This is a genomic window from Colwellia sp. TT2012 (genome assembly GCF_001440345.1).
Classification (GTDB): domain Bacteria; phylum Pseudomonadota; class Gammaproteobacteria; order Enterobacterales; family Alteromonadaceae; genus Colwellia.
In genome coordinates this window covers 375,290-398,147 of record NZ_LJYX01000006.1, presented here as the reverse complement: position 1 = coordinate 398,147, position 22,858 = coordinate 375,290, and the positions used below count along the sequence as shown (strand labels likewise).

Here is a 22,858-nt window from a genome sequence, read left to right as displayed (position 1 = left end):
TTTTAAGGTATTCATTGGCTAAGTAGGTACTAAAGAATGCGAAGATTATTTTGCTATTTGCAGTAGCTCAGGTAAAAAGTTCTCACTTTCCAGCGCTAACTGACATTGCTGCTCTAATATATCTTGTAAAATTTCTTTCGTGGTTAATGGGTTGGCCAAGACGACTCTAAAAACTATTACTTTTTCACCGCCATATTTACCCACTTCAATACGAGTACGAGAAACAAAAGAGCGACCGTCTTCGCGTTGGCGTTTTTGAATAAACTTGGTTAACTGACCAAGTAGCAAATTCACCGATTTATTGGCGTCATTATCATTACGAGCCAACAGTGCTTGTACTGACTTAGGTGCATAACGGTAGGTTAACAGACACAATTCAGGGCGGGTAATTAACTCAAAACTATCATGCTGATTAATGATCTCAGCAAAATACTCTGCTTTTTCAATAGCCTGATTAATCAGCATTTCATAACCTGGTCGGCTAATAATATGCAAACTGGCATACACTAACATCGCCATGCCCGGGCGAGAGCCTTCAAGGGTATGACTACCTAAATCTTTTGAGCCTTTACGTAATATATATTCGGCGTGATGCTCAATGGCACTCACCGAGCCAGGGTCTTTAAATATAACGATACCAGCGCCCATAGGCACATACATCTGTTTATGCGCGTCAATGGTTACTGAGTCGGCTTGTTCGATGCCTTTAAGCAAAGGACGGTACTTATTCGATAACAATGTAGCTCCCCCCCAAGCGGCATCAACATGAAAATGACATTGGATTTTCTGAGCAATGACAGCCATTTTATCAAGAGGGTCAACATTACCGGTTTCTGTGGTACCGGCAACACCAACAATAGCGAGTACTTTGATATTTTTCGCGCTAAGTTGCTGGCATTTTTCTGCCAGCTTTTGACAATCTATTTTATTATTTTCATCGGTGGCAATGGCAATAACATTCTCTTGGCCTATACCAAGAATATCAGCGGATTTTTTCAGTGAGTAATGACCACGTTCCGAGACTAAAATAGCTAAGTCTTGATAGCCATAATGTCTCATAGCACGGTGTAAGCCTTCTCGAGCTACGCCTCTAAAGTCACCGTCGGCTTGCAGCAGCTTATTTCGTGCGACCCATAAAGCGGTAATATTAGCGACAGTGCCACCGGAGCAAAAAGTGCCCAGTGAATGCTGTGCGCTATGCATCCAACTTTTATAAAAATCATCATCCTGTTGATAGACCAAGTTATGCATCATACCGATAACTTGACGTTCTAGCGGGGTAAAAGCCTTAGAGGTTTCAACTTTAACTAGGTTCTGATTTAAACCCACCATCAGCTTAGATAAGGGTAAAATAAATGCTGGTAGCGCTGAGGTCATATGACCAATAAAACTAGGACTAGAGGTATGTACTGATTGCGCGACTAATTTATCGAGCAAATGATGCATATGATCTGAGACAAATTCTGGCTGCTCAGGAATATGAGGATTAACAAAATCTTTCTCAATGTCCGATAACGCATTTTTACTGGCAACAATATGGTTGTTTAAAAAACCAACCAAATTTTGTGACATTTCTTGCTCAAGGCGCCCCAAAGTAGAATCAGGCGCTTCGGCAATAGTAAAAATTCGATGTAATGACTCTTGCGTTGCCTCGGCAATGCGCTTAGTTGCTATCATACTGTTCACTTAACTGTTCACTATATTGACTTGCTTGGCCAATTCCTGTTATGCCCATACGCAAGTTTAATACTTATTGGCTATTTGTAGCTAACACGAAAAACGCACTTTAATAAAAAACAGCGCAAAAGTCTTGTGATTTCGTCAACATTACTAACTATATTCATTATCTATGTAGGATTAATTGCCAACAAACTTGTCCACTAGCTTGGTATTTTGCTTCAAACGGCGTCAGTGCAGACGAGGCTTCGACTACCGTTAATGACGAAATTTCACCTTGTAAATTAACGTGCTTAGCCGCTTGTTGAAACTCGGCTAAGTAGATCCGCCAATTACTGCGTAAAATAAGCTGCTGACCAATACTGGCCATTTGTGGAAATACGGCACTACCATGCCAACGACGCTGTAAATGCTTAGACTTAGGCCAAGGGTTAGGATATAAAATGTAGTGCTTTGATACCGGCCAATTGGCGGTTTTCACCAAACGATAGAAATCATTAAGATCGGCGCGCACTAAATGATAGTTTTGTGCACTAAAGCCATCATCGGTAGAAAAACCTTCAATATTACGATTAATTCTATGAGCTGACTTATCCACGCCAATCACTAATGCTTGTGGGTTCTGTTGGGCTAAGATGCGGGTACTTTGTCCGACACCACAACAAGCATCTAAGATGATTTCACCCTCAGGGTTAGCCACTAAAAAGGCTTGTACCAAAACATCCATTTCTGCGAATGCTTGTTCTGTGTGTTTTTGATAAGGTTTTTGAAAAGCATGAGTCAGGTGCTTTTTCACCACTTCATCTAGCTTCTCATGAATACCCTCTTGATTACTAATAATTGCTTTAGAGTCACCAAGTAGTTCCGAGTTCAATGTGATTATTTTTCCGGTAACATTAGCTGTCATTTTATCGGTCATGTTAAGTTCTAAGTCCTATACCTTTAGAGATAAGTACCATGGCAATGATAAATAAAGTGATAATAAAGAAAATAATCACGGCAAAAGCAGTCACAAGACTAACATCTGATATCCCTAAAAATCCATACCTAAAAGCATTAACCATATAAACAATAGGGTTTGCTTGCGAAACGCCCTGCCAAAATTCAGGCAATAGACTTATCGAATAAAACACACCACCAAGGTAGGTTAACGGCGTTAAAATAAAGGTCGGAATAATTGAAATATCATCAAAACTACCGGCAAAAATAGCGTTAATTAAGCCTCCTAAAGCAAAGGTGGCCGACGTAAGTACCACAGTAGCGATAATCACCCAAATATTGTGCAGTTGAATATCAACAAACAACAAGGAAACCAGGGTAACAATCAAGCCAACTAAAATACCACGACACATACCGCCGCCAACATAGCCCGCCACAATCACCCAGTTAGGTACCGGCGCGACTAACATTTCTTCAACATTTCGTTGCCACTTAGCGCTAAAAAATGACGATGCCACGTTAGAGTATGAGTTAGTGATAACACTCATCATAATAAGACCAGGTACAATAAACGACATATAATCAAAGCCGCCCATTTCGCCTATACGCGATCCAATTAATGAGCCAAAAATAACAAAATATAAGCTAATAGTAATGGCTGGTGGTACTAAGGTTTGCACCCAAATACGCATAAAACGTTGGATTTCTTTGGTTAATATACTTTTTAAGGCTATAGAGTTATTCATTTAGTTTACTCCGACAACAGCACTTTGCGGCTCAGTTTGCCTAGCGCGAGACTTTTTATTGATCAAACTCACAAACAAGGCTTCTAAGCGGTTACTTTTATTGCGCATACTCTGTACTTCAATATTAGCCGCGCTCAATTGTTCAAAAACCTGATTAAGGTTTTGCGCCTTATTTAAATCCATTTCCAAGGTATGATCATCAATAAGTCGATAAGTAATGACGGGTGATTGCTTAACAAATTGCTCAAGTTTACTTACCGCGGTCCCTTCTTTGATATCAAAAACAAAAGTTTCAACATCTAATTGTGCCAGTAATTTTTTCATACTGGTATTTTCAACAATTTCACCACCATCAATAATGGCAATATTGCGACATAGCATTTCAGCTTCTTCTAAATAGTGAGTGGTGAGGATAATAGTAATGCCTTGCTGATTTAACTCACGTAAAAAATTCCACATCGAGCGACGTAATTCAATATCAACGCCAGCCGTTGGCTCATCTAATATCAACATTTTCGGTTCATGCATTAAAGCACGGGCAATCATTAAACGACGTTTCATACCACCTGAGAGTGTCCGAGCCGGTGCATCACGTTTATCCCATAGCTCAAGTTGCTTTAGGTACTTTTCTGCCCGCTCTATAGCCACAGACTTGGTTACACCATAATAACCAGCTTGATTCACTAAAATATTCATCAAAGGCTCAAACTGACTAAAATTAAATTCTTGCGGCACTAAACCGATAAAGCTTTTCGCTTTTTCCAAATCAGTATCGATGTCATAACCAAATACTTTTACTTGACCAGCCGTTTTATTCACTAGTGACGTTATCACCCCAATAGCTGTAGATTTACCGGCACCATTAGGGCCAAGCAAGGCAAAAAAATCGCCCTGTGATACGGTTAAATCAATACCTTTTAAAGCTTGAAAACCGCCTTTATAGGTTTTTTTTAATGCGCTAATTTCTAGTGCGTAGGTCATGTTAGCTGCCAGTGAAATATGGATGGATATAAATATGGAGCCTAACTATTCATTTTCAATAGCGCAAATATTATATTTAGCCGCTAAAGCTAGTTTATCGTCCCCTTTATCACTAAGCCTCTGCTGTCTTTCGGCTAGAGACTAGTCATATTGATACGACTCCTGTTGCCGAGTCAATGACTTTACCATCTACCAAGAGCATTATTCTGCTCTATTAGCAGATCATGCTGGGGCTATAAACAAGGTTCGCCTATTACCAAGGCAGTGAATGCCTTATCAATAAATTCATTGAGCACAACAAGTCATTTGAATTTATGTCTTACCCTCATCGTAGCCACAGCTTAAAATAAGGGGCCGGTACTCGCTTGCCTTATAAAAACGAACCATAGCAACAGTACCTCACTAGATGCTCTCAACTATTAGAGCCAACAAAAGTGGGGCACTAAAAACTGGACATCAAAAAGGGCAAGGAGCTTTAACTCCTTGCCCTTTTTGATTGGGAAATTAACGATTAGCTTAGCTTTACTCGGGTACTTTTACTTATATTCTTTCTTATATTAATAAAGACGATTAGAGCTGTCATTACTATGCCCGTCTATTATGAGGCGACTACTTATGGTGACACTAGGCTTTGCTGGTTCAAATTGCTTAACAGTGTAATAAAGTTCTCCGCCTCTGTTAAACTGCCAAAACGACCGACAACATCTTCATTAGGCTCTGCCACCTCATAAGACGTTCTGATAACATTGCCGCCGTTAGCTAAGATATCTATTTGCACTAAAGTAAAAACAGATCTACTTGTTAGTGTTTTTCTATTTTGCATAAACTACTCCGGTTGCAAATATTGGCCCCATACAACATTGAGCCCTTTTACTTCCTTATAACTTATGCACACCTTGAAAAAATACCGTTAACTTCTAATAAATGAATTAACACCATCGCTATACCCTAAAGCAAAAGCTTGGTGAACACTTTTATAGCCACCATCAGCACTGACCTGTGCGTCTCCTAAACTGTCAATATCTAAGCTAATGAAATTTTGTAACAGCGATCCTTGCTTGAAGCCAGAGTTATAAGCGCATTGGCAACACTTATGCTTACCTTTACCATGCATTTGATACTCAGCTAAGGTTGTCAATGCACTTTCGTCAAACTGCCTCAGGTGATCTTGCTTGCATGACATTTTATCCTGCCTACTTACTTTGGTTAAGCTTTGTGATCCAGTAATAAGGCTTGGTGCTGCAACTGCAACCTCATTGCCTAGGTTAAAATCAACAGTTGAGGCTAAGCCCGGTGATAACATTGCACACATTTTTATTGCCTTCCTTACCTGCGAATATATATAAATACTCTTAGGGAAGTTAATAATTTCTTTCCTTAATGCACTATTTCATAGTTACAAGTAAAAGCACATTACACGCCATTACAACAACAATGACATTGCCCTGACATTTGAATAACCAATGCTTTTTACCGTTAAAATCGTACAAAAAATGACAAGCTATTACAAAGATAAAAGTTCATTGATAACTAAAAAAAACAGCCTACCAAATAAATAATAATAATAAGCAATGATTTAACAACACGTTATTGTGCAGAAACACATTGAAAAACAAGAGAAATAGCAGTATTAAGTAAGCTGTAATTGGCTGTCATGGTTTGCGAGGCAGTAAGTCTGTAAATTTATGTTCAGCTTTTAGGCGAACTCATCCCTAGTACAGAGGTTGAGCCACAACAATTGAATCACAAAAAATAGTAGGATATGTTATGAATAAATATATTAAAGTTTTATCGGTAATGTTGGTGTTAACGAGCAGTGTTTTCTTAGCTAGCGCCAATGCAGCTAGCACCGCCAACACTACCGAGATGTTAATCACCCTGGCAGAAACTGATCCCGTTCTCGTTGACCGATTAAATGACATTGCCTTAACGGATAAAAAACTACTAAAGCAATTATTGAATATGGCTGAGTCAGAGCCATTAAAACTAGCAAGATTATTAAACTTAGCAGAAAGAAATGCGCATATGTTTTGGATGATAGCGAATATTTATAACGCACAATCGGTACAATTACTTGAACCAGTGCAAGAACAGCAGTTTTCAACGTTTGGGGCTATTAATGATGGCGGTGGCATTATCCAAAATTAATTTTATTTACTCATTGCGGTAATCAAATTTTCAAATAAACTCAAACGAGCACCCGTTTAAATTAAACAACGCTCAGCATTATCATATTTTGTCATCAGTTGTTGAAAATCATGCTCTGTACATAATTTATCAAACCAAGGAAGGTTAAACCAAACAACACCTATATTATCCTTTAACGCCTTTTTCACATGATGAAGCGCCGAAGCATTTTCTTTTAACAAACTATAAACTATGGCTGATGTATAAGAGACTTCACCACTTTCCGGAGCTAAATTTTGCGCTTTACTTAACGCTTCTAAAGCCAAATCAGCTTGCTTTAACTGACCATAAGCTTGCGCTAAATATGTTAAAGACTTAACTTCATCTTTCCCTGCTAAAATGATAACTACTTGTTGATAAAGTGAAATAGCTTCCTGTTCATTACCTAGGATCATTTCAATATCGGCTAAATTTAATAAATTAACAGGGTGTTTTGGGCTTAGCTTTAACGCTTTCTGGGCAAATTTAAGCGACTTATCGTATTGCTGGTTTAAGCCATAAGCCATACTTAAATTGGTTAAATCAGTACCATTATTTAAGCTAATTACTATTTTTTCAAACGCACTAATCGCTAATTTAAGCTTGCCTTGCAGTAACCAAATATTTGCTTGTAAGCGCTTTGCTCTATAATTATGTGGCACAATTGCTAACATTCTATTTAATGAATACTCTGCTTTAATTAAATCCCCTAAGCGCCAATAACTAAAAGCTATATTGTTTAATAGTGCGGTGCTCGGTCTGAGTTTAAAAGCATTGGCATAGGAGTCAGCCGCTGCTTTATATTGTCCGCTATTAAAAAACATAAAGGCTTCAAAACCTAAAATGGTTAAATCATCAGCGCCTTTTTGTTGCGCTTCCGCAATTTGCAGTCTCGCAGTGCTCATATCGCCCCTATTTGAGGCCAACCAAAAACTATCTATGGCATGGTAAACACTGTATCTATATTCGGGCGGGGATTTTTGTAATACTAGTTCAAGTCGTTTCAGGTAACTTTTATCTCGGGTATCGATATATAAATTTGAAGCTGTCTCGCGGAATAAACCATAAGCCGCATATAAATAAGGTGACCTTGTTAACAAGGCTTCTAACTGTTCCAAACTGTCGGCACTATATTTGCCATGACCTTTAATTTGACTATACAAGCCAATGTAATCTCGGTAATCATCTTCATTAATGGGTCTTTGTACTAAAGCTGATTGATTGACCTCTGCGTGCTGAGGAAAAAGTGCAGCAAATTGCATTTGGCTGGTACTAAAAATGGCATTAAATTTATCTATCGGTGCTAACCAATTTTTCTCATATTTTACCGCTAACCTGTCATTGTTATTAGCGTTAGCAACCAATCGAGAAAAGCTCACTTTGCAGCGGCTATTATCACACTCTAGCTCGGTTGAAATAATGTCTGAAGCACCCGTTGCTTGCCTTAGTTTATTTAAATCATCCGGATATGCTTTAGTGATGGCATTCACTTCTCGTTGCGAGATTAAATACATATTTTTGCTATTTATTACCGCTTGTCGTAAAGCATCTTCCACCGCTGAAGTCACTAAGCTTTGTTGCATAGGCGCCATTAGCGAGCTGGCTGACAACGTTGGTTTTAATATAACAACTTGCTTGCTTTCCACTTCATTAGTCTTATCAAACCAATAAAGTAAAATCAGCATAATACAAAATATAGTCATGCTAGTAATGACTATATTGTTCTGTCTAAACCAGGGGGTTGGTAAGTTTTCAGTTGGCTGTTGTGTATCTTGAGAAGCAAAGGCTTGCTGAATAGGCTGGGTAGCGTATTGATTAGCGGTTAGTTGAGCAGATAACGGCAACTCACCCAAAGGTACTTCACTTAAAGGTATAGTTGCTTGCTCACTTATCTCTGCTTGTATTAACGCAGTTCTAATATGTTTTAAACGATTTTCTATCGCACTAGCCGTTAAAGTTCTTTGCTCAAGAGGTTGCACTAACATTTCCATTAACAAATCGGTTAAGGCGCTGGGTGCATTAAGCATTAAGTTTTTAGCATGTTCCGGCGTTTGCTGACATATCCTTTGAGCAATATCAGTGGCTGAGCCGCCGTTAATACCAAGAGCAAAGGGATGACTGCCCACCATTAATTGATAAGCAACAATACCGAATGAAAAAATATCACTACGATAATCTAAAGATTTTTTTTGTATTTGCTCTGGCGACATATAAAGCAAACTGCCATATTGCATGCCTTCAGCACTGTCAGCCTGCTCATTATTAATTTCGTTACTTGCTATCAAGGCAATGCCAAAATCAGTAATTTTAAGCAGCCCTTGCTCATTCACTAAGATATTGTTCGGCTTTAGGTCACAATGAATAACATCACTTTTATGCGCCGCGGCTAAGCCGGCAGAGAGTTGCTGCAACAAATCTAACTTTTGTACTAGGGTGCAGTAGGACTCAAGTAGAAATTGCGTCAAGGTTTTACTATGGAAATACTCCATGACTAAGGAGATATGATCTCCTTCATCATGGACATTATAAATTTGAATAATATTAGTGTGGTTCACCCGTGCTAATAAGCGTGCTTCTTGTAGGGCGTGATTAACCTCTCCATCTTTCGGCTGATAGGTTAATTCTTTAATGGCTACTTGTCGTTGTAATTGGTTATCTTGGGCTAGGTAAACTTTACCCATGCCCCCTTCACCTAATAATCGTTCACGGCTGTAATGTAGTAACTTATTATCCATGTAATACCGTAAGAGAAATCTTATCTTGTCCGCGATTCACAATCAGCTCATTGCCTTTGTAAATACGGTAGAAAACACCAGCGAAACGTATTTTTTTCCCTTTACGTTCAATTAATTCATCACCGTCACAAGCACCCTCAAGCATGTCTCTAAATTGTTGTTTCGCGCGACAAACATGGGTATTAAAAAGGGTAATATCACAGCCTAGCTCTTTGGTCAAGATTTCTGGCAAGCGCCAACCTTGATTATCTTCATCAATACCATTTTTAGCGTCTTCATCACGATGTCTAGCCAAACTCAAAGTTAAATAATGATGTGCTTTAATAGCTAAAGAGAATTTTTCATCATCAGTCGTTACCGTCAATTCGGTATTTTCTTCATCTTGACTTAAATTAAAACGATATTTTATCTGATGAGCTAATAATTTAGGTTTAGCCATTAACACGGTATTTTCAGTTAAGGGAATTAATTTTAACTGCCACTTTTGATTAGCAAAAAAGAGTAAATCAGAATTCACCACAGGATAGGCACTGCCGTCGGTATCAACCAAGAATTCTTTATACCACTGGTCTTTACTCGGCACATAAAACAAAGCAATCTCAGGGTTTTCGTCTGAGGGCAGTAAATTGCCATCGGATAAAATAATGGGTGATTCAGTGGCGTGCTCACCATGTTGTTCAATAGGCAGTAACATGTTTTGCGGAGGACTCAAGTCTTGTATGGCAAAGCCGTGGCTATCACTTGCAGCAAAAAAGATCTTGTCACCAACCTTAAGTTTATGCGGGCTATCTTTGACTAATTTTTGGTTATTTACCCAGGTCCCATTATTACTGATATCACGAATAAGCCATTGACCATGGGTCCAATCAACTACCGCATGTATGCGAGATACTTCCTGAGCATTGATAACAGTATCAACATTAGTCGGCGAACGGCCAAAACAATGACAGGCATTTAAGTAACTTAACGCTTTGTTTTTACTACTAAGATTTAAAATTGCAGCCATAATGTTATCATTGATACGTTTAGTAGATACTGGGATGCGAAATGCATGGAAAGGTTGATTGTATATAAATACAAGTGACTCTTCTAGTGAATATACTAACTTCTCGTATTACGCGCTAGTAACCACCTAAAGAACAGCCTAAAAAATAATCGGAAACACAATGTGTTAGTCCTTATTGACTATTGCTCAGCTAACTTTTAAGTAGTAATTTATAAAGAAATATCTATTTAAATCAATCTGTTTTGTAGTTCAGTGTGGGCAAGAAAAAGACAACAGAATTTTTAATATATACCAAAACCCCTTCAAAATTCAGGATTGAACTGAAATTAAAAACGTTTTTAGGCAAGGCATGATTGAAGATAATGGTTGTATATACCCGTTACAATTCAAGATGCATGTTTCAGAGGCACTTTGAATGGTAACGGGTATATAAATAGCCTCCACTCTACTAGGTAAGATAACAAGATATCGTCGAGTTCAAATAACTCATGGTAGCAAGCTACCCCTCGTTCAGTTTATTAAGACGAAAACAGTGCATTATCCTAGGATAATGCCGATACAGGGAATCCTTAAGTCAATCCTTTTAAATAAAGCAGCTTATCTATGAGCCCAGTTTATTTATTTCAAACACCTTGCTAGCCCTCTATAAGTTTTTTCTATGCAAAAAAACAAACTAACAACCCGTTTTTATTGATAAAAATATACTAGCTAGCTCAAGAAGCAAGCCCTATTTCAAACAAACGTTCACTTTGAGTGTTTACCACCAAGACTAAGCTGATTAAATAGCTAGCTACATCAATATTTTTTGCAACTTACCTGCTACAATAGCAGCTATCTTAGTTGTAACTTTGAATTGACTTTACCATGGCTAAAAAAGCACTCACCATTCGAGAAAAAACCATCTTCGACGGTATTTTCATTAAATACTTCTTAAAATTTATGTTTACTCTTTGGTTTAAACTCGCTGGTTGGAAACTTTGTAAAACAGCGCCTGAAGGTGCTGGTGTAGCCATTGCGGCTCCTCATACTTCAAACTGGGATTTCTTTTACGCCTTAGGTGCCGCTATTTTACAAGATGTGAAAATTTACTTTTCGGTAAAAGATACCTTATGTCGAATACCCGTATTGGGCACTTGGATGATGTACCTTGGTGCCATCCCTATTGATCGTTCCGCAAAAGGCGTTGGCCAAGTTGAACAAATAAAAAGCTTTATCAATAGCCAAAAATTAAATCGAGTGTTTTTCTTATTCACTCCAGAAGGAACACGCGGCCTAGTACCTAAATGGAGAAGTGGCTTTTATCATGTTGCCCAAGGTTGTGATTTACCGATATTTTTAGCGAAAGTAGATTACTTAAGTAAAGAGACTGGCGTTTTTCATACATTTAAATTAACAGATAATAAAGACAATGATATTAAAGCCATACAAGCGTCTTACGAAAGTGTTCAAGGTAAGTTCCCTATAAATCAATACCCTCCATACACAGGTAGCATGCCAAAAATTTCTGAAGTTGAAGCCAAAATAATAAAAGCGCTGTACTCATTTAAAGGTGTCGCCACTAAAGTTGAGATTACCGCAAAAGCAAAATTGGGTGAGCTATCAACTAACATGTTAGATTTTTTAGTTGAAAAAGGCTTGTTAGAAAAAACCCTGCGCACAGATAAAAATATTGAGCCTCACTATCAACTGACCTTCGCCGGTCGTGGCTGTTTTCTACATTTATCACCGAGTGTATAAATACCATTTACGCGAGTAAACGCTAATGGTTTAAAAAGATTAAAGGTCCTGTTGAGCCAATTATTAATAATTGCTCAACAGGACCTTTTTTTGCCTAAAGCGTTATGAAACTCGATTAATTAATAAAGCTTAACTAACCTCTCAGTTTGACAAATACCACACTGCTCAGTGCTGGCACAGTAAAGCCTGTTGCCGTTACTTTACTTTGCTTAACCACTTCATCAACACCATTTTTTTGTATTGGGTGTAATTGATACCCCTGAGTGCTGCCATAGGCGAAAGTTTGTCTTTTATCACTGGTATTAAAAATAACCATCATGCTAGATACCTTGTCATCAACAGATTCGCCCTGACTATCATCAATTTTCATCACCAATAAACCTAGCTGCTCGTTATCCGTATTGAGAAAAGTCACTTTATCAATAATCGCGGCACTGCTTGTTAGTCTAAATAAGGGCGAACTCATCCGCAGTGTTAGCATTTCGATAAATATATCACTGCTAAACTCAATATGCTTAGCATTAACCTGATCTCGCCCCTGATGACCGGCAAGAACTTGCTTTATTAACGGCCAGTTAGCTTTATCTTTCTCTGCTGGTGGTAAACCGATATTATAAAAGTTATCTTGCTTAGAAAAGTCGACACGATTGAACCAGTCACCATAGTCATAACTGTCTCGAAGGAAAGACTTAGAGCGCATAAACTCTGAGCCCATGTGAATGAAAGGAATACCTTGGGCGAATAAGGTGAACGCTAAACTTTGCAAGTGCATTCTAACCCTGTCATCAGTAGAAACTTCAAAAGCTAGACGATATTGACTGTTATCCCATAAGGTTTGGTTGTCATGCTTAGAAACATAGTTAATGGTATCAGCGGGGTCTAGCGCATAACCCGTGGGCTGATCACCATAAGGAATATCTTTGCCTAATACTTTTTTACCATTAATAACTTTTAAAGGGAAATTCACTAAATTACCGGCTAAACCGATGCGTAGTTGGTCCATTCTTAACACATAAGCGCGACGATTTTTTTCTTTATGTTGTTTTTCATTGGGAAAAGTTAATAAGCCATTGCCAATGCCTTGAGAATCGCGAGTATTGTTACCGCCGCCACGCACGGCATCACGTAATCGGTCAGAAAAAGTCCCTATTTCGCTGCCACCTAGCTCTAACTGGCTGGCTTGAATAAACTGTTTATTATTAGCCACTTCACCAAAATTCCAACCTTCACCGTAAAAGTAAGTATCACTGTCGACTTGGCGCACAGCGGCTCTTGCTGCCAACATAACATTCTTGGGTTGATGGCCCATTAAATCAAAACGAAAACCATCAATTTTATAATCACGTGCCCAAACCACTAATGAGTCGGTCATTAGTTTTGCCATCATCACCCGCTCTGTCGCGGTATTATCACAACATGTCGATTGCTCGATGGCGCCTGTTATCGGGTCTAATCTGTGGTAATAATGAGGTACTATTTTATCTAATACAGCATTGGTTGCTAAGCCAGCTTGATGGGTGTGGTTATACACTACATCCATAATCACCCGAAATCCCAAACCATGCAGGCTTTGAATCATCTCTCTAAATTCGACTAAGCGTGCAACACCTTGGGCATTAACGGCATAACTGCCCTCTGGCACAGTGTAATGAAAAGGATCATAACCCCAGTTGTAGTTATCAACTTGGCGTAACTCGCTAACTAACTGCTGCGCTTGCTCGCCTGCGACGGCATAACTCTGTAATAGTGATTTAATACTTTGCTCAGCATTGTAAGCTTGCTGACAGATACTGATATTGACTGTAATAGCGCAAACTTTGCCCAGGTTATCATCTATATCAAGATGTTTACTGGCATCTTCATTAACGGTAGCCATATCAAAGGTAGGTAATAAATGAATGTTATTTAAGCCTGCCGCTTGCAGTGTTTTTAAATGTTGCACGCCATTAGAGTTAGTCTCACTAAAGGCTTTATATTTACCCTTAAACTTAGGGTTGCTTAGCCGTTGTTCATTGGCACTAAAATCTCGAATATGTGTTTCATAAAAGACATTATCTTCGACATTTTTCACCGTCGGTATTGACTGATTCAGCCAGTTTTCTGGTTGAGTGATTGCATCATTCAAATCTACGACCTGTGAGTACTCACTATTAACAGATAAACTTAAAGAATAAGGGTCGGTAACCGATAAGGATTCTACTTTTTTTGATACTGGGTGATAAACGCTGAGCTGATATTTATAATAAGCATAACTCGCTTGGTTATCGGATATTACCTGCCAAACACCGGTATTGCTATCTTCTAGCATTGCAAGTTTGCCGCCTGAAAGCGCTTGTAAGTTGTCATCAAAAAGCTGCACCGAAACCGATTGTGCTGTTGGTGCCCATAACTTAAAGCTAACAGCTCTACGAACAACAGTGCTAACGCCCTCACCTTGTCGATTATTAATAATGGTTGCGCCTAAATCAGTCACTTCATCGGCATCATTCTCGCCCTGAGTATAGAGTGCATCAATTACGCCCCCGGTTTGCACGTAAGCAATTTTTTTTGCTTGTTTACTTAGACCAAGACCGGCTTCAATCGTCACCACCATGAGTTGTTGTTTTAACCAGCGCTTACTTTGCTCTGGCGTTAATTGCACTTTATACGCTTGAAAATCAGCTAAATGTGGAAACTTTTTTGCTAATTTATCTGGGAAACTAACCGCTAATAAATCAATGGCATTAAAACCAGCTGATTTTTTACTCAGTAACTGGTATTGATAGTTGTTCCGTGATTTTGGCAGTACCAATAATTGGCTGGTTAACCAATGAGCAGAGCTATCACTCGGTAAATTAGCCAAGTCACTTGCTTTAAACAAGCTTGCTGCAACAGCAGTGACCTTATTGACAGTATTAATTATTGGTTGGCTTAGTTGGCTAGGTTTACCTGTTTCACCACATGCACTAACCAACATAGTTGTTGAGAGTACAGCATAAATTGCCCGGCTAAGGCTTGAGTGAGAGCGAGAAAAAAAAGACATTTTCATAATAAACGAGTCGGTAATATTGTTATGGATATTAACTTACTCGTTCAGCCATTATATAAATACTGATTTTGCTTAATTGCATACGTATTCAATATTTACTCCATGATACTCTACACTGTTAACTCGGTTTTAGTGGGCTATCAAGCCAAGTTTTGGATGGCAACTCGCCTATTTCTTTAAGGTAAGCTTTAACAAATTCGATAAATAGTTGCGTGCGCTTGGGCAGATATTTTCTTTTTGGATATACAATAAATACCCCTGAATTGGCAAATTCATCAAGTTCTGCCACCACCCTCATCTTGCCAGCAACGACTAAGGCCTTAGCGGTAAAATGAGGCATAAGACTAAGGCCCAAACCTTCAGCGCACATTTGGGCCATTGCTTCACCATCATCAACAATGGTGACGTTTTTCGGTTCAACATTAATATGGCAACCTTGATAGCAGAAATTTATCGGCATTGTCCTACCTGTTTGTTGGAAGCGAAATAACACCCAAGGTAAAGCAGAGAGTCCTTTATTCGAAATATCAATCTCGCTGCTGGTTACTAACTTATTACCTACGCCCTTACTACTGACCCCCTCATTACTGATACACAGGACAAAAGGCATGGGTGAAAGTTTTTGAGCTACCAAACGGCTATCGTTTAAGGTACCACTGCGGATAGAAACATCGACCGCATCACTAATCATATCAACATATTCATCATTGAAACTTACATCTAACTGGATTTTAGGATAGGATTTTTTGAATTGGATCAACATTGGCAGCATATACATACGTCCATACGATACCGGTAAATTAATTTTCAACGCGCCACTGTAACTATTATTGTCTGATTTTAATTCTTGCTCACACAACTCTAATTGTTGATAGAGAGAGCCAACAGTATCTGCATACTTCTGCCCTGCTGAGGTCAAACTTAATTGCCGAGTAGAGCGATAGAGCAATTGCAAGCCGAGCTGATCTTCTAACCTTTTAATAGCCTTACTTACCGTGGATGGATCTGTCGAGTGTTTTTTGGCTGTTGCAGCAAAGCTGCCAGTCTCGATAGTCGACATAAACAAGGCAATGGCTTTAAATTTATCCATAATGCTCTTCCTCAATGAATGAAATGAGTGAATGAAATCAACGAATGGTATTGATGAATTATATTCACTAATATAATTCATTATCGGCACTTCTGATAATAATAATTTGACGTAAACTAGCTTTAATTGAAAACACGAGCCAGCAAAGTTTATAAAATTTCAACTAATTACCTTTAAGTTAATTACCTTCACCTAATAACTAACGGAATCCCTATGTTCATGTTAAAACGATTGTTATTATCCATCACTCTGACATTATTTATCAGTCCAGTTTTCTGGGTGCAAGCTAGCAACTTATCAAAGCAGTTGTTAACCATGCCAATGACCCTAACCACGGGAAAAGTGGTTACCTTAGAGCAATATCAAGGTAAAAAACCGGTCTATTTAAAATTTTGGGCAACATGGTGCAAACCCTGTATTGAGCAAATGCCCCACTTTGAACAAATTAGCCAACAACATAGTGACAAATTAGCGGTCATCGCCATTAATCTAGGTATCAATGATAATTTAGCTGCAGTGCTGAAAGTGCAGCAAGAGTTTAACTTATCAATGCCTATGGCTATCGATAGTAGTGGCGACTTAGCGCAAGCATTTAGGTTACTAGGGACTCCGTATCACTTATTGTTCGATAAACAAATGAACTTAGTTCACCTTGGCCACAAAGCCGATTCAGTGCTTGATAACAAAATCGCCCTGCTCAGTAGTGAGCAACAACTTGATTTACTCGCCGACAATGCCATTACAGAAACCGCAAAACCTATGAGGCTAGCACTTGATAATAATAAAACACAGGCGTTTTTATTTACTGCCACTTGGTGTGATTGGTATTTTAAAGACTCTCGCCCAACCGCATCACAACAATGCATAGCGGCACAAAACTCAGTCAATAATTTGACCCAGAAATTCGATAATATCGCATGGCAAGGCATCATCTCAAGACTTTGGACAGGTCCTGCTGAACTCGCGAATTACACTAAGAAGTATCAGGTAAAACATGCCATTGCGATTGATGTTAGCAATAGCATGTTTCATCAATATGCCGTGAAAGAATTACCGAGCTTAGTCATTGTAAAAGATGGTGAAGTCATATTAAGAACTTCTGACTTTTCCGAGCCTGAAGCTTTAGCTGAACAAATATCCAATCTATAAGAAGAGTAATAATTTACCTGCTGATTTCCGGTCCAAAGCTAAAATAAAAAAAGGCTTGCTGATCTACTCAGCAAGCCTTTCTCATAAACCTTCAAAACAAGCTCAAGGTCTATTTTACCAGCATGATAAGCTGATTTGACTGCTATGGCTGACACATATTACTGACACTGCTGAATAATCAGGCTGCCTACATTAGCGCCTTGGCTTGGTGTTGAATGGCATTGTCTATCGGTAATAAAACGGTCGATGCAGTTAGCCAATGTGCACTAGCACCTTCAATAAAAATATTACCTGAAGGTAATATAGCGGCGGTAAATAAATCACTAATGCCTGATAATGTCCAAATAGTGTATTCACCGGTTAGATCTACTACGTTATTAGTATCGCCACCAATGTCTTTCTCACCACCTTTATGGACGATGAAATTAGCGCAACCGTTATGATCCGTTTTTAGTGGCAGTATCCAATAAGCACCATAGTTTGGATCTTCACCATTTGCTGCCTGGCCTAGATCCCAAACAGTACCTTCATCATCAGCAAAATCGGCATAAGCAATACAGCCATCGCCATTCCATAAATGTAATACCCAGTGTTCATAATTATCATCAGAACGGTTATAGAAAATAACTAACTCGTTTTCGCCTGCGCTAACCACAGGCGCAGGTAAAGTATCAACCACAGGGATTGATGTGACTGCGTCAGTTATTTCATCACTACCTTCACAGGCAAGTAAACTAACTGAAGTAAGCGTAACAATTAACATATGCCTTAAGCTTTTTATTAAAATCACAACTATTTCCTTTTTTTGTTTTTTAGTTTCTCTTTTAAGCTAATGACTTGGGTGTTTTTAAAACAGTCATTGCATACGTATTCAATGTACATGAAGGACCAAGCTACGCTTTGAATACGTATGCAACGGCTATCCATCTGTAATTAGCCGCTTTATATTAAAGTTGTTCACAAATAATAACGAATTAATACATGTGACAGCATAACGACAACATAAAACATCAATATATAATTATTTGGCTAAATGGAAATTAGCTAATAAAATTAATCACGGATGGCTAGGGGAGAATATTCAATGCTACATTTTAAACCAAGCAAAATGACATTAGCGCTACTTTCAAGTGGCTTGATGGCATTAAGCACTGCAAGTTTTGCTGCAGAAGAGACTAAAGCCGCAGAAAAAACCGCGGAAGAAGAAGTAGAAGTAATTCAAGTGACTGGCTTTCGTAAAAGCCTAGTTAAATCAATCAACTTAAAACGTTATTCATCAAACGTTGTTGAAGTAATTTCTGCTGAAGATATTGGTAAGTTACCTGACTCTTCTATTGCTGAGTCTATTGCACGTTTACCTGGTCTTGCAGCACAACGTATTGATGGTCGTGCCAGTAAAGTCAGTATTCGCGGCTTCGGTGAAAATGAAAGTGGCACTACCTTAAATGGTCGTGAACAAGTGTCTATCGGTGATAACCGTGGCGTTGAATTTGACTTATACCCTTCTGAAATTATGAGCGGCGTTACCGTTTATAAAACACCTAATGCCAGCCTAGAAGGTGAAGGTATTGCTGGTGTTATTGATTTACAAACCATTAAACCACTTAACCAAGATGGTCGCGTTATTCAATTTAACGGTACCTATGAAAAAACCAGCTTTGATAAATTAAACCCTGATGGTGATGACTCAGGTTTAAAAGGCACCTTCTTCTATATGGATCAGTTTAACGACGATACTTTAGGTGTTGCTTTTGCTTATACCACCATGACATCACCAAACCAAGAGAAGCGTTGGAATGCTTGGGGCTACCCAACCTTCACTTATGACGATGGCACTGAAGGCTCTATTTTAGGTGGCGCTAAGCCATATGTTCGCTCCTCAACGTTAGAGCGTGATTCAGTGATGTTAGTGATTGAAGCTGCGCCAACTAATGACTTAAAAATGACCTTTGATGCGCTTTATGTAGACTTTTTAGATACTAAAATTTTACGCGGTATTGAAGTACCTTTCGCTTGGGGACAAGGCTCTATCTCTGGCGATACTGCGGTAATTGATCCGGCAACAGGTTTTGTCACCAGTGCCATCACTCAAGGCCAACGTGTCGTAGTACGTAATGACTACGAAGAACGTGATGCTCAGTTATTGTCATTGGGTTTTAATACCTCATGGGTTGCCAGTGATAACTGGACCTTAGACTTTGATGTTGCTTATTCAAAAGTAGAGCGTGATGTATACAGTGTGGAAAGTTACTCAGGTACTGGCCGTGGTGATAGCCGAGGCGCAGCAGATGATTTAGGTTACACCTTTGACTCGGGTAATACTGGCGCGACCTTTAGCCATGGTCTTGATTACAGTGATTACAACCTAATTCAATTAGGCGGTCCGTTAAGTTGGGGCTGGAGTGGCGCACTTAATGATAAATACGGTGTTACGGGTACTGACTATGAAAACCAATTACAAGATGGTTTTATTAATACCCCGAGCATTGATGATGAGTTAATGTCGTTAAAATTTGCGGCTAGTCAGGAAGTTGATTTGAATTTCATCTCTGATATTACTTACGGTATCGGTTATCGTGAACGTGAAAAAACTAAAAAGTCTGAAGGTTACTTTATGACTTTAAGCAGCTTTAGCTACCCTGATAATCCAGGCATGCAATCGGTCCCTGAAGAGTATCGTTTAGGCTCAGCTAACTTAGACTTTATAGGTATGGGCGACATGATAGCTTACGATACCATGGGTTTGATCAACGATGGCTACTATGACCTACTGCAAGAAAGCTTAACGAACCCAACTCATGCCACTAAATCTTGGATGGTTAATGAAAAAATCATCTCGGCGTTTGTCCAAGCTGAGCTTATTACGGATATTGCTGGTTTACCTCTGACCGGTAACTTTGGTGTTCGTTATGTTTATACCGATCAGTCTTCACAAGGTAATGCCTTTAACACCGTTGATGGTTTAGTGGTTACTGAACCAACCGATGTTAGCCATGACTATAGTAATTTCTTGCCTAGCATTAACTTATCATTGCAACTTGATGATAGTCAGACTTTACGTTTTGGCGCAGCTAAAACGATTTCCCGTGCTCGTTTAGATGAAATGAATGCTTCATATAACGCCACATACAACCAAACACCAGATGAAAATGGCAACTACTGGAGCGTGAATGGTGGTAATCCGTCACTTGAACCAAAAGAAGCCATTGGCATTGATATATCTTATGAAAACTACTTCAGTGATGAAGGTTATTTCGCGGTAGCATTTTTCCATAAAGATTTGAAAAACTGGATTTTTGATGGTACTTATGAAGTGGATATGACCGGTGTCGCCGACCCATCAACCGGTGAATTACCAGCAACGAGCACAGGTACAGGTAGTGGTAAAGTAAACGGTGGTGGTGGCACACTTTGGGGTTATGAAATTTCCGCAACCATACCCTTTAATGTTATCTCAGAGCACCTTGACGGTTTTGGTATGATCGCTAGTTATACCGGTATTGAGTCTGATATGAAAGACCAAAACGATAATGACTATCAATTACCTGGCTTATCAGACAGCATAACCAGCGCAACTTTCTATTATGAAAAAAATGGTTTTTCAGCCCGCGCTAGTATGCGTAAACGTGGTGCCTTTAAAGGTGATGTTTACGGCTTAGGTTTTAATACTGTGCAAGTAGATATTGTTGGTGAAACCATTTGGGATGCACAAATTGGCTACGATTTTGGCGAAGGCGGCTTTGAAAGTTTAGAAGGTCTATCTATCTTCTTACAAGGTTATAACTTAACTGAAGAGCCGTTCACTTCTTTACAAGGTGATAATGCGCTACAAGTACGTGATTACCAAGATTACGGTAGCACCTACTTATTAGGCTTTAGCTATAAGATGTAAGGTTTTTAGTTAACTGCTAAGCATAAAGCCCTTGTGATAGTATGTTACAGGGGCTTTTTTATTTTATTAATACCACTTTATGGCAAACGTAATGGAGAGCCTAATGCAGCACAGCAACAAGCAAAACAACATGCAAAATATCGTTATTGTCGGTGGTGGCACTGCCGGTTGGATGACAGCCTCATTACTGGCAAAAACCTTAGGAAAAACCCTCAACATCACCCTAATTGAATCGGACAAAATTGGCATTGTCGGTGTTGGCGAGGCTACTATCCCCCCAATCGTTAATTTTAACAGTGCCATTGGCATTGATGAAAAAGCTTTTGTTAAAGCAACCCAAGGCACTATTAAACTGGGCATAGAATTTAATAACTGGCATCAAGAGGGTGATAGTTATATGCATGCCTTTGGCAGCATAGGCAAAAAATTTCCTTTCTGTGATTTTCATCATTTTTGGCTAAGAGCTCAGCAAAATAAAAATACTGATAGCACCATCAATGTTAGTAGCTTTTGGGATTTCTCACTCAATTACCAAGCGGCAAAACAGCATAAATTTGCCCCGCTGAATCACATTCCCAATACTAATTTACCTGGCATTGCTCACGCCTATCATTTTGATGCCGGTTTATATGCTAAGTTTTTAGCTAAACACGCACAGAGTATGGGTGTTAAACGTATTGAAGGCACCATCACCCAAGTTACTCAAAATCATCAATCTGGCTTTATCGAAAGCGTTTGTCTGGAAAATGAAACTTGTATTAGCGGTGATTTATTTATCGATTGCAGTGGACTTGCTGCCTTATTAATCGAAAAAACCCTTAGTACCGGTTATGAAGATTACTCACACTGGCTACCCTGTGATCGTGCCATTGCAGTGCCTTGTGAAAAAGTTACCCCTATTGAGCCTTATACTCGCTCAACTGCCCATAAAGTTGGCTGGCAATGGCGCATTCCTCTGCAACACAGAACCGGCAATGGCCTAGTCTATGCTAGTAAACATATGAGTGACGATGAAGCCAAAGAGCTATTACTGAAAAACCTCGATGGCAAACCGCTAGCAGAGCCAAGAGTTATTCCTTTTAAAACCGGTCGCCGCCGTAAACAATGGCATAAAAATGTTGTTGCCATTGGTTTATCGAGTGGCTTCTTTGAACCGCTGGAATCAACCAATATTCATCTCATTCAAACCGCGGCCATACGATTAATGAAGTTCTTTCCCCATAATGGCATCAAGCAAGCAGAAGTTGATGAATTCAATGCTCAGTCTAAAGCTGAATTGGAAGGTATTCGTGATTTTATTATCTTGCATTACAAACTTAACAACCGCGATGATAGTGAGTTTTGGCGTGCTTGTCAGCGCATGGATATACCTGAATCATTGTTTAATAAAATAGAGTTATTTAAAAAAACCGGCAAAGTCTTTTGTAAACCCGATGATTTATTCACTGAAATTGCTTGGCAGCAAGTGATGATAGGTCAAGGTAATATACCTGAGGATCACCATCCCCTAGTAGACACCTTATCTGACGAACAACTAAGCGATTTAATGGCAAACTTAAAAACATTGATCAATCGTACGGTGGAGAAACTACCCAGTCATGATGAGTTTTTACAGTCGTTACGATAGCTTACTTAAACAAGTAAACAGCAAAAATCAAACACCTACACTAACGCAAGAAAACACGGTTAAGACTAGATAAAAACCAAGGATG

General features: G+C 39.0%; 16 protein-coding genes. 5 read left to right on the top strand and 11 right to left on the bottom strand.

Annotated elements, in window-relative coordinates; genetic code table 11:
* Nucleotides 1–45: 45 nt before the first annotated feature.
* The 6 genes from panP to ASU03_RS03415 form a co-directional block, all read right to left on the bottom strand.
* Complete coding sequence (gene panP / locus ASU03_RS03440; RefSeq protein ID WP_057830480.1) at nucleotides 46–1,677, bottom strand: pyridoxal-dependent aspartate 1-decarboxylase PanP; 1,632 nt, start codon at nucleotides 1,675–1,677, stop codon at nucleotides 46–48.
* Nucleotides 1,678–1,843: 166 nt separating this feature from the next.
* The gene (gene trmB / locus ASU03_RS03435) at nucleotides 1,844–2,596 is read right to left on the bottom strand and encodes a tRNA (guanine(46)-N(7))-methyltransferase TrmB (protein WP_082627125.1); all 753 of its coding nucleotides are present in this window, start codon (nucleotides 2,594–2,596) and stop codon (nucleotides 1,844–1,846) included.
* A 1-nt stretch (nucleotide 2,597) separates the two neighbouring features.
* Complete coding sequence (locus tag ASU03_RS03430; RefSeq protein WP_057830479.1) at nucleotides 2,598–3,362, bottom strand: ABC transporter permease; 765 nt, start codon at nucleotides 3,360–3,362, stop codon at nucleotides 2,598–2,600.
* Nucleotides 3,363–4,343, bottom strand: a complete 981-nt coding sequence (locus ASU03_RS03425) for an ABC transporter ATP-binding protein (protein ID WP_057830478.1) — start codon at nucleotides 4,341–4,343, stop codon at nucleotides 3,363–3,365.
* Between the two features lie 613 nt (nucleotides 4,344–4,956).
* The gene (locus ASU03_RS03420; protein WP_057830477.1) at nucleotides 4,957–5,166 is read right to left on the bottom strand and encodes a hypothetical protein; all 210 of its coding nucleotides are present in this window, start codon (nucleotides 5,164–5,166) and stop codon (nucleotides 4,957–4,959) included.
* An 87-nt stretch (nucleotides 5,167–5,253) separates the two neighbouring features.
* Nucleotides 5,254–5,655, bottom strand: coding sequence for a hypothetical protein (locus tag ASU03_RS03415; RefSeq protein ID WP_057830476.1), 402 nt, complete (start codon nucleotides 5,653–5,655; stop codon nucleotides 5,254–5,256).
* Nucleotides 5,656–6,110: 455 nt separating this feature from the next.
* On the opposite strand from ASU03_RS03415, the gene ASU03_RS03410 reads away from it, so the two are divergent.
* Nucleotides 6,111–6,491, top strand: a complete 381-nt coding sequence (locus ASU03_RS03410; protein ID WP_057830475.1) for a hypothetical protein — start codon at nucleotides 6,111–6,113, stop codon at nucleotides 6,489–6,491.
* A 56-nt stretch (nucleotides 6,492–6,547) separates the two neighbouring features.
* Here ASU03_RS03410 and ASU03_RS03405 read toward each other — a convergent pair whose 3' ends face one another.
* Both ASU03_RS03405 and ASU03_RS03400 read right to left on the bottom strand, forming a co-directional pair.
* The gene (locus ASU03_RS03405) at nucleotides 6,548–9,244 is read right to left on the bottom strand and encodes a serine/threonine-protein kinase (protein WP_057830474.1); all 2,697 of its coding nucleotides are present in this window, start codon (nucleotides 9,242–9,244) and stop codon (nucleotides 6,548–6,550) included.
* Entirely contained in the window at nucleotides 9,237–10,250 is a 1,014-nt protein-coding gene (locus ASU03_RS03400; protein ID WP_057830473.1) for an FHA domain-containing protein, read from the bottom strand. Before ASU03_RS03400 ends, ASU03_RS03405 begins: the two co-directional genes overlap by 8 nt.
* An 864-nt stretch (nucleotides 10,251–11,114) precedes the next feature.
* Between ASU03_RS03400 and ASU03_RS03395 the strand changes: the two genes are divergently transcribed.
* Nucleotides 11,115–11,987, top strand: a complete 873-nt coding sequence (locus ASU03_RS03395) for a 1-acyl-sn-glycerol-3-phosphate acyltransferase (RefSeq protein ID WP_057830472.1) — start codon at nucleotides 11,115–11,117, stop codon at nucleotides 11,985–11,987.
* Between the two features lie 133 nt (nucleotides 11,988–12,120).
* On the opposite strand, the gene pulA is transcribed toward ASU03_RS03395, so the two are convergent.
* Together pulA and ASU03_RS03385 are read right to left on the bottom strand one after the other, a co-directional pair.
* Nucleotides 12,121–15,015: a pullulanase-type alpha-1,6-glucosidase gene (gene pulA, locus ASU03_RS03390; RefSeq protein WP_057830471.1), complete on the bottom strand. Its 2,895-nt coding sequence runs from the start codon at nucleotides 15,013–15,015 to the stop codon at nucleotides 12,121–12,123.
* Nucleotides 15,016–15,133: 118 nt separating this feature from the next.
* Complete coding sequence (locus ASU03_RS03385; RefSeq protein WP_057830470.1) at nucleotides 15,134–16,105, bottom strand: LysR family transcriptional regulator; 972 nt, start codon at nucleotides 16,103–16,105, stop codon at nucleotides 15,134–15,136.
* A 213-nt stretch (nucleotides 16,106–16,318) separates the two neighbouring features.
* On the opposite strand from ASU03_RS03385, the gene ASU03_RS03380 reads away from it, so the two are divergent.
* Entirely contained in the window at nucleotides 16,319–17,254 is a 936-nt protein-coding gene (locus ASU03_RS03380; protein WP_057830469.1) for a redoxin domain-containing protein, read from the top strand.
* Nucleotides 17,255–17,441: 187 nt separating this feature from the next.
* On the opposite strand, the gene ASU03_RS03375 is transcribed toward ASU03_RS03380, so the two are convergent.
* A complete protein-coding gene (locus ASU03_RS03375) occupies nucleotides 17,442–18,044 on the bottom strand; it encodes a pullulanase-associated domain-containing protein (RefSeq protein WP_057830468.1) in 603 nt (200 codons plus the stop codon).
* Between the two features lie 294 nt (nucleotides 18,045–18,338).
* Between ASU03_RS03375 and ASU03_RS03370 the strand changes: the two genes are divergently transcribed.
* Nucleotides 18,339–21,146: a TonB-dependent receptor gene (locus ASU03_RS03370; protein WP_057830467.1), complete on the top strand. Its 2,808-nt coding sequence runs from the start codon at nucleotides 18,339–18,341 to the stop codon at nucleotides 21,144–21,146.
* A 103-nt stretch (nucleotides 21,147–21,249) separates the two neighbouring features.
* A complete protein-coding gene (locus tag ASU03_RS03365) occupies nucleotides 21,250–22,773 on the top strand; it encodes a tryptophan halogenase family protein (RefSeq protein WP_197411186.1) in 1,524 nt (507 codons plus the stop codon).
* Nucleotides 22,774–22,858 lie beyond the last annotated feature (85 nt).

What these genes read in the sequence shown, in the direction of transcription:
- ASU03_RS03380 (WP_057830469.1), top strand. Translation starts at nt 16,319, where the DNA reads ATGTTCATGTTAAAACGATTGTTATTATCCATCACTCTGACATTATTT.
- pulA (WP_057830471.1), bottom strand. Translation starts at nt 15,015, where the DNA reads ATGAAAATGTCTTTTTTTTCTCGCTCTCACTCAAGCCTTAGCCGGGCA.
- ASU03_RS03395 (WP_057830472.1), top strand. Translation starts at nt 11,115, where the DNA reads ATGGCTAAAAAAGCACTCACCATTCGAGAAAAAACCATCTTCGACGGT.
- ASU03_RS03415 (WP_057830476.1), bottom strand. Translation starts at nt 5,655, where the DNA reads ATGTGTGCAATGTTATCACCGGGCTTAGCCTCAACTGTTGATTTTAAC.
- ASU03_RS03400 (WP_057830473.1), bottom strand. Translation starts at nt 10,250, where the DNA reads ATGGCTGCAATTTTAAATCTTAGTAGTAAAAACAAAGCGTTAAGTTAC.
- ASU03_RS03365 (WP_197411186.1), top strand. Translation starts at nt 21,250, where the DNA reads ATGCAGCACAGCAACAAGCAAAACAACATGCAAAATATCGTTATTGTC.
- ASU03_RS03430 (WP_057830479.1), bottom strand. Translation starts at nt 3,362, where the DNA reads ATGAATAACTCTATAGCCTTAAAAAGTATATTAACCAAAGAAATCCAA.
- panP (WP_057830480.1), bottom strand. Translation starts at nt 1,677, where the DNA reads ATGATAGCAACTAAGCGCATTGCCGAGGCAACGCAAGAGTCATTACAT.
- ASU03_RS03370 (WP_057830467.1), top strand. Translation starts at nt 18,339, where the DNA reads ATGCTACATTTTAAACCAAGCAAAATGACATTAGCGCTACTTTCAAGT.
- ASU03_RS03420 (WP_057830477.1), bottom strand. Translation starts at nt 5,166, where the DNA reads ATGCAAAATAGAAAAACACTAACAAGTAGATCTGTTTTTACTTTAGTG.
- trmB (WP_082627125.1), bottom strand. Translation starts at nt 2,596, where the DNA reads ATGACCGATAAAATGACAGCTAATGTTACCGGAAAAATAATCACATTG.
- ASU03_RS03425 (WP_057830478.1), bottom strand. Translation starts at nt 4,343, where the DNA reads ATGACCTACGCACTAGAAATTAGCGCATTAAAAAAAACCTATAAAGGC.
- ASU03_RS03385 (WP_057830470.1), bottom strand. Translation starts at nt 16,105, where the DNA reads ATGGATAAATTTAAAGCCATTGCCTTGTTTATGTCGACTATCGAGACT.
- ASU03_RS03405 (WP_057830474.1), bottom strand. Translation starts at nt 9,244, where the DNA reads ATGGATAATAAGTTACTACATTACAGCCGTGAACGATTATTAGGTGAA.
- ASU03_RS03410 (WP_057830475.1), top strand. Translation starts at nt 6,111, where the DNA reads ATGAATAAATATATTAAAGTTTTATCGGTAATGTTGGTGTTAACGAGC.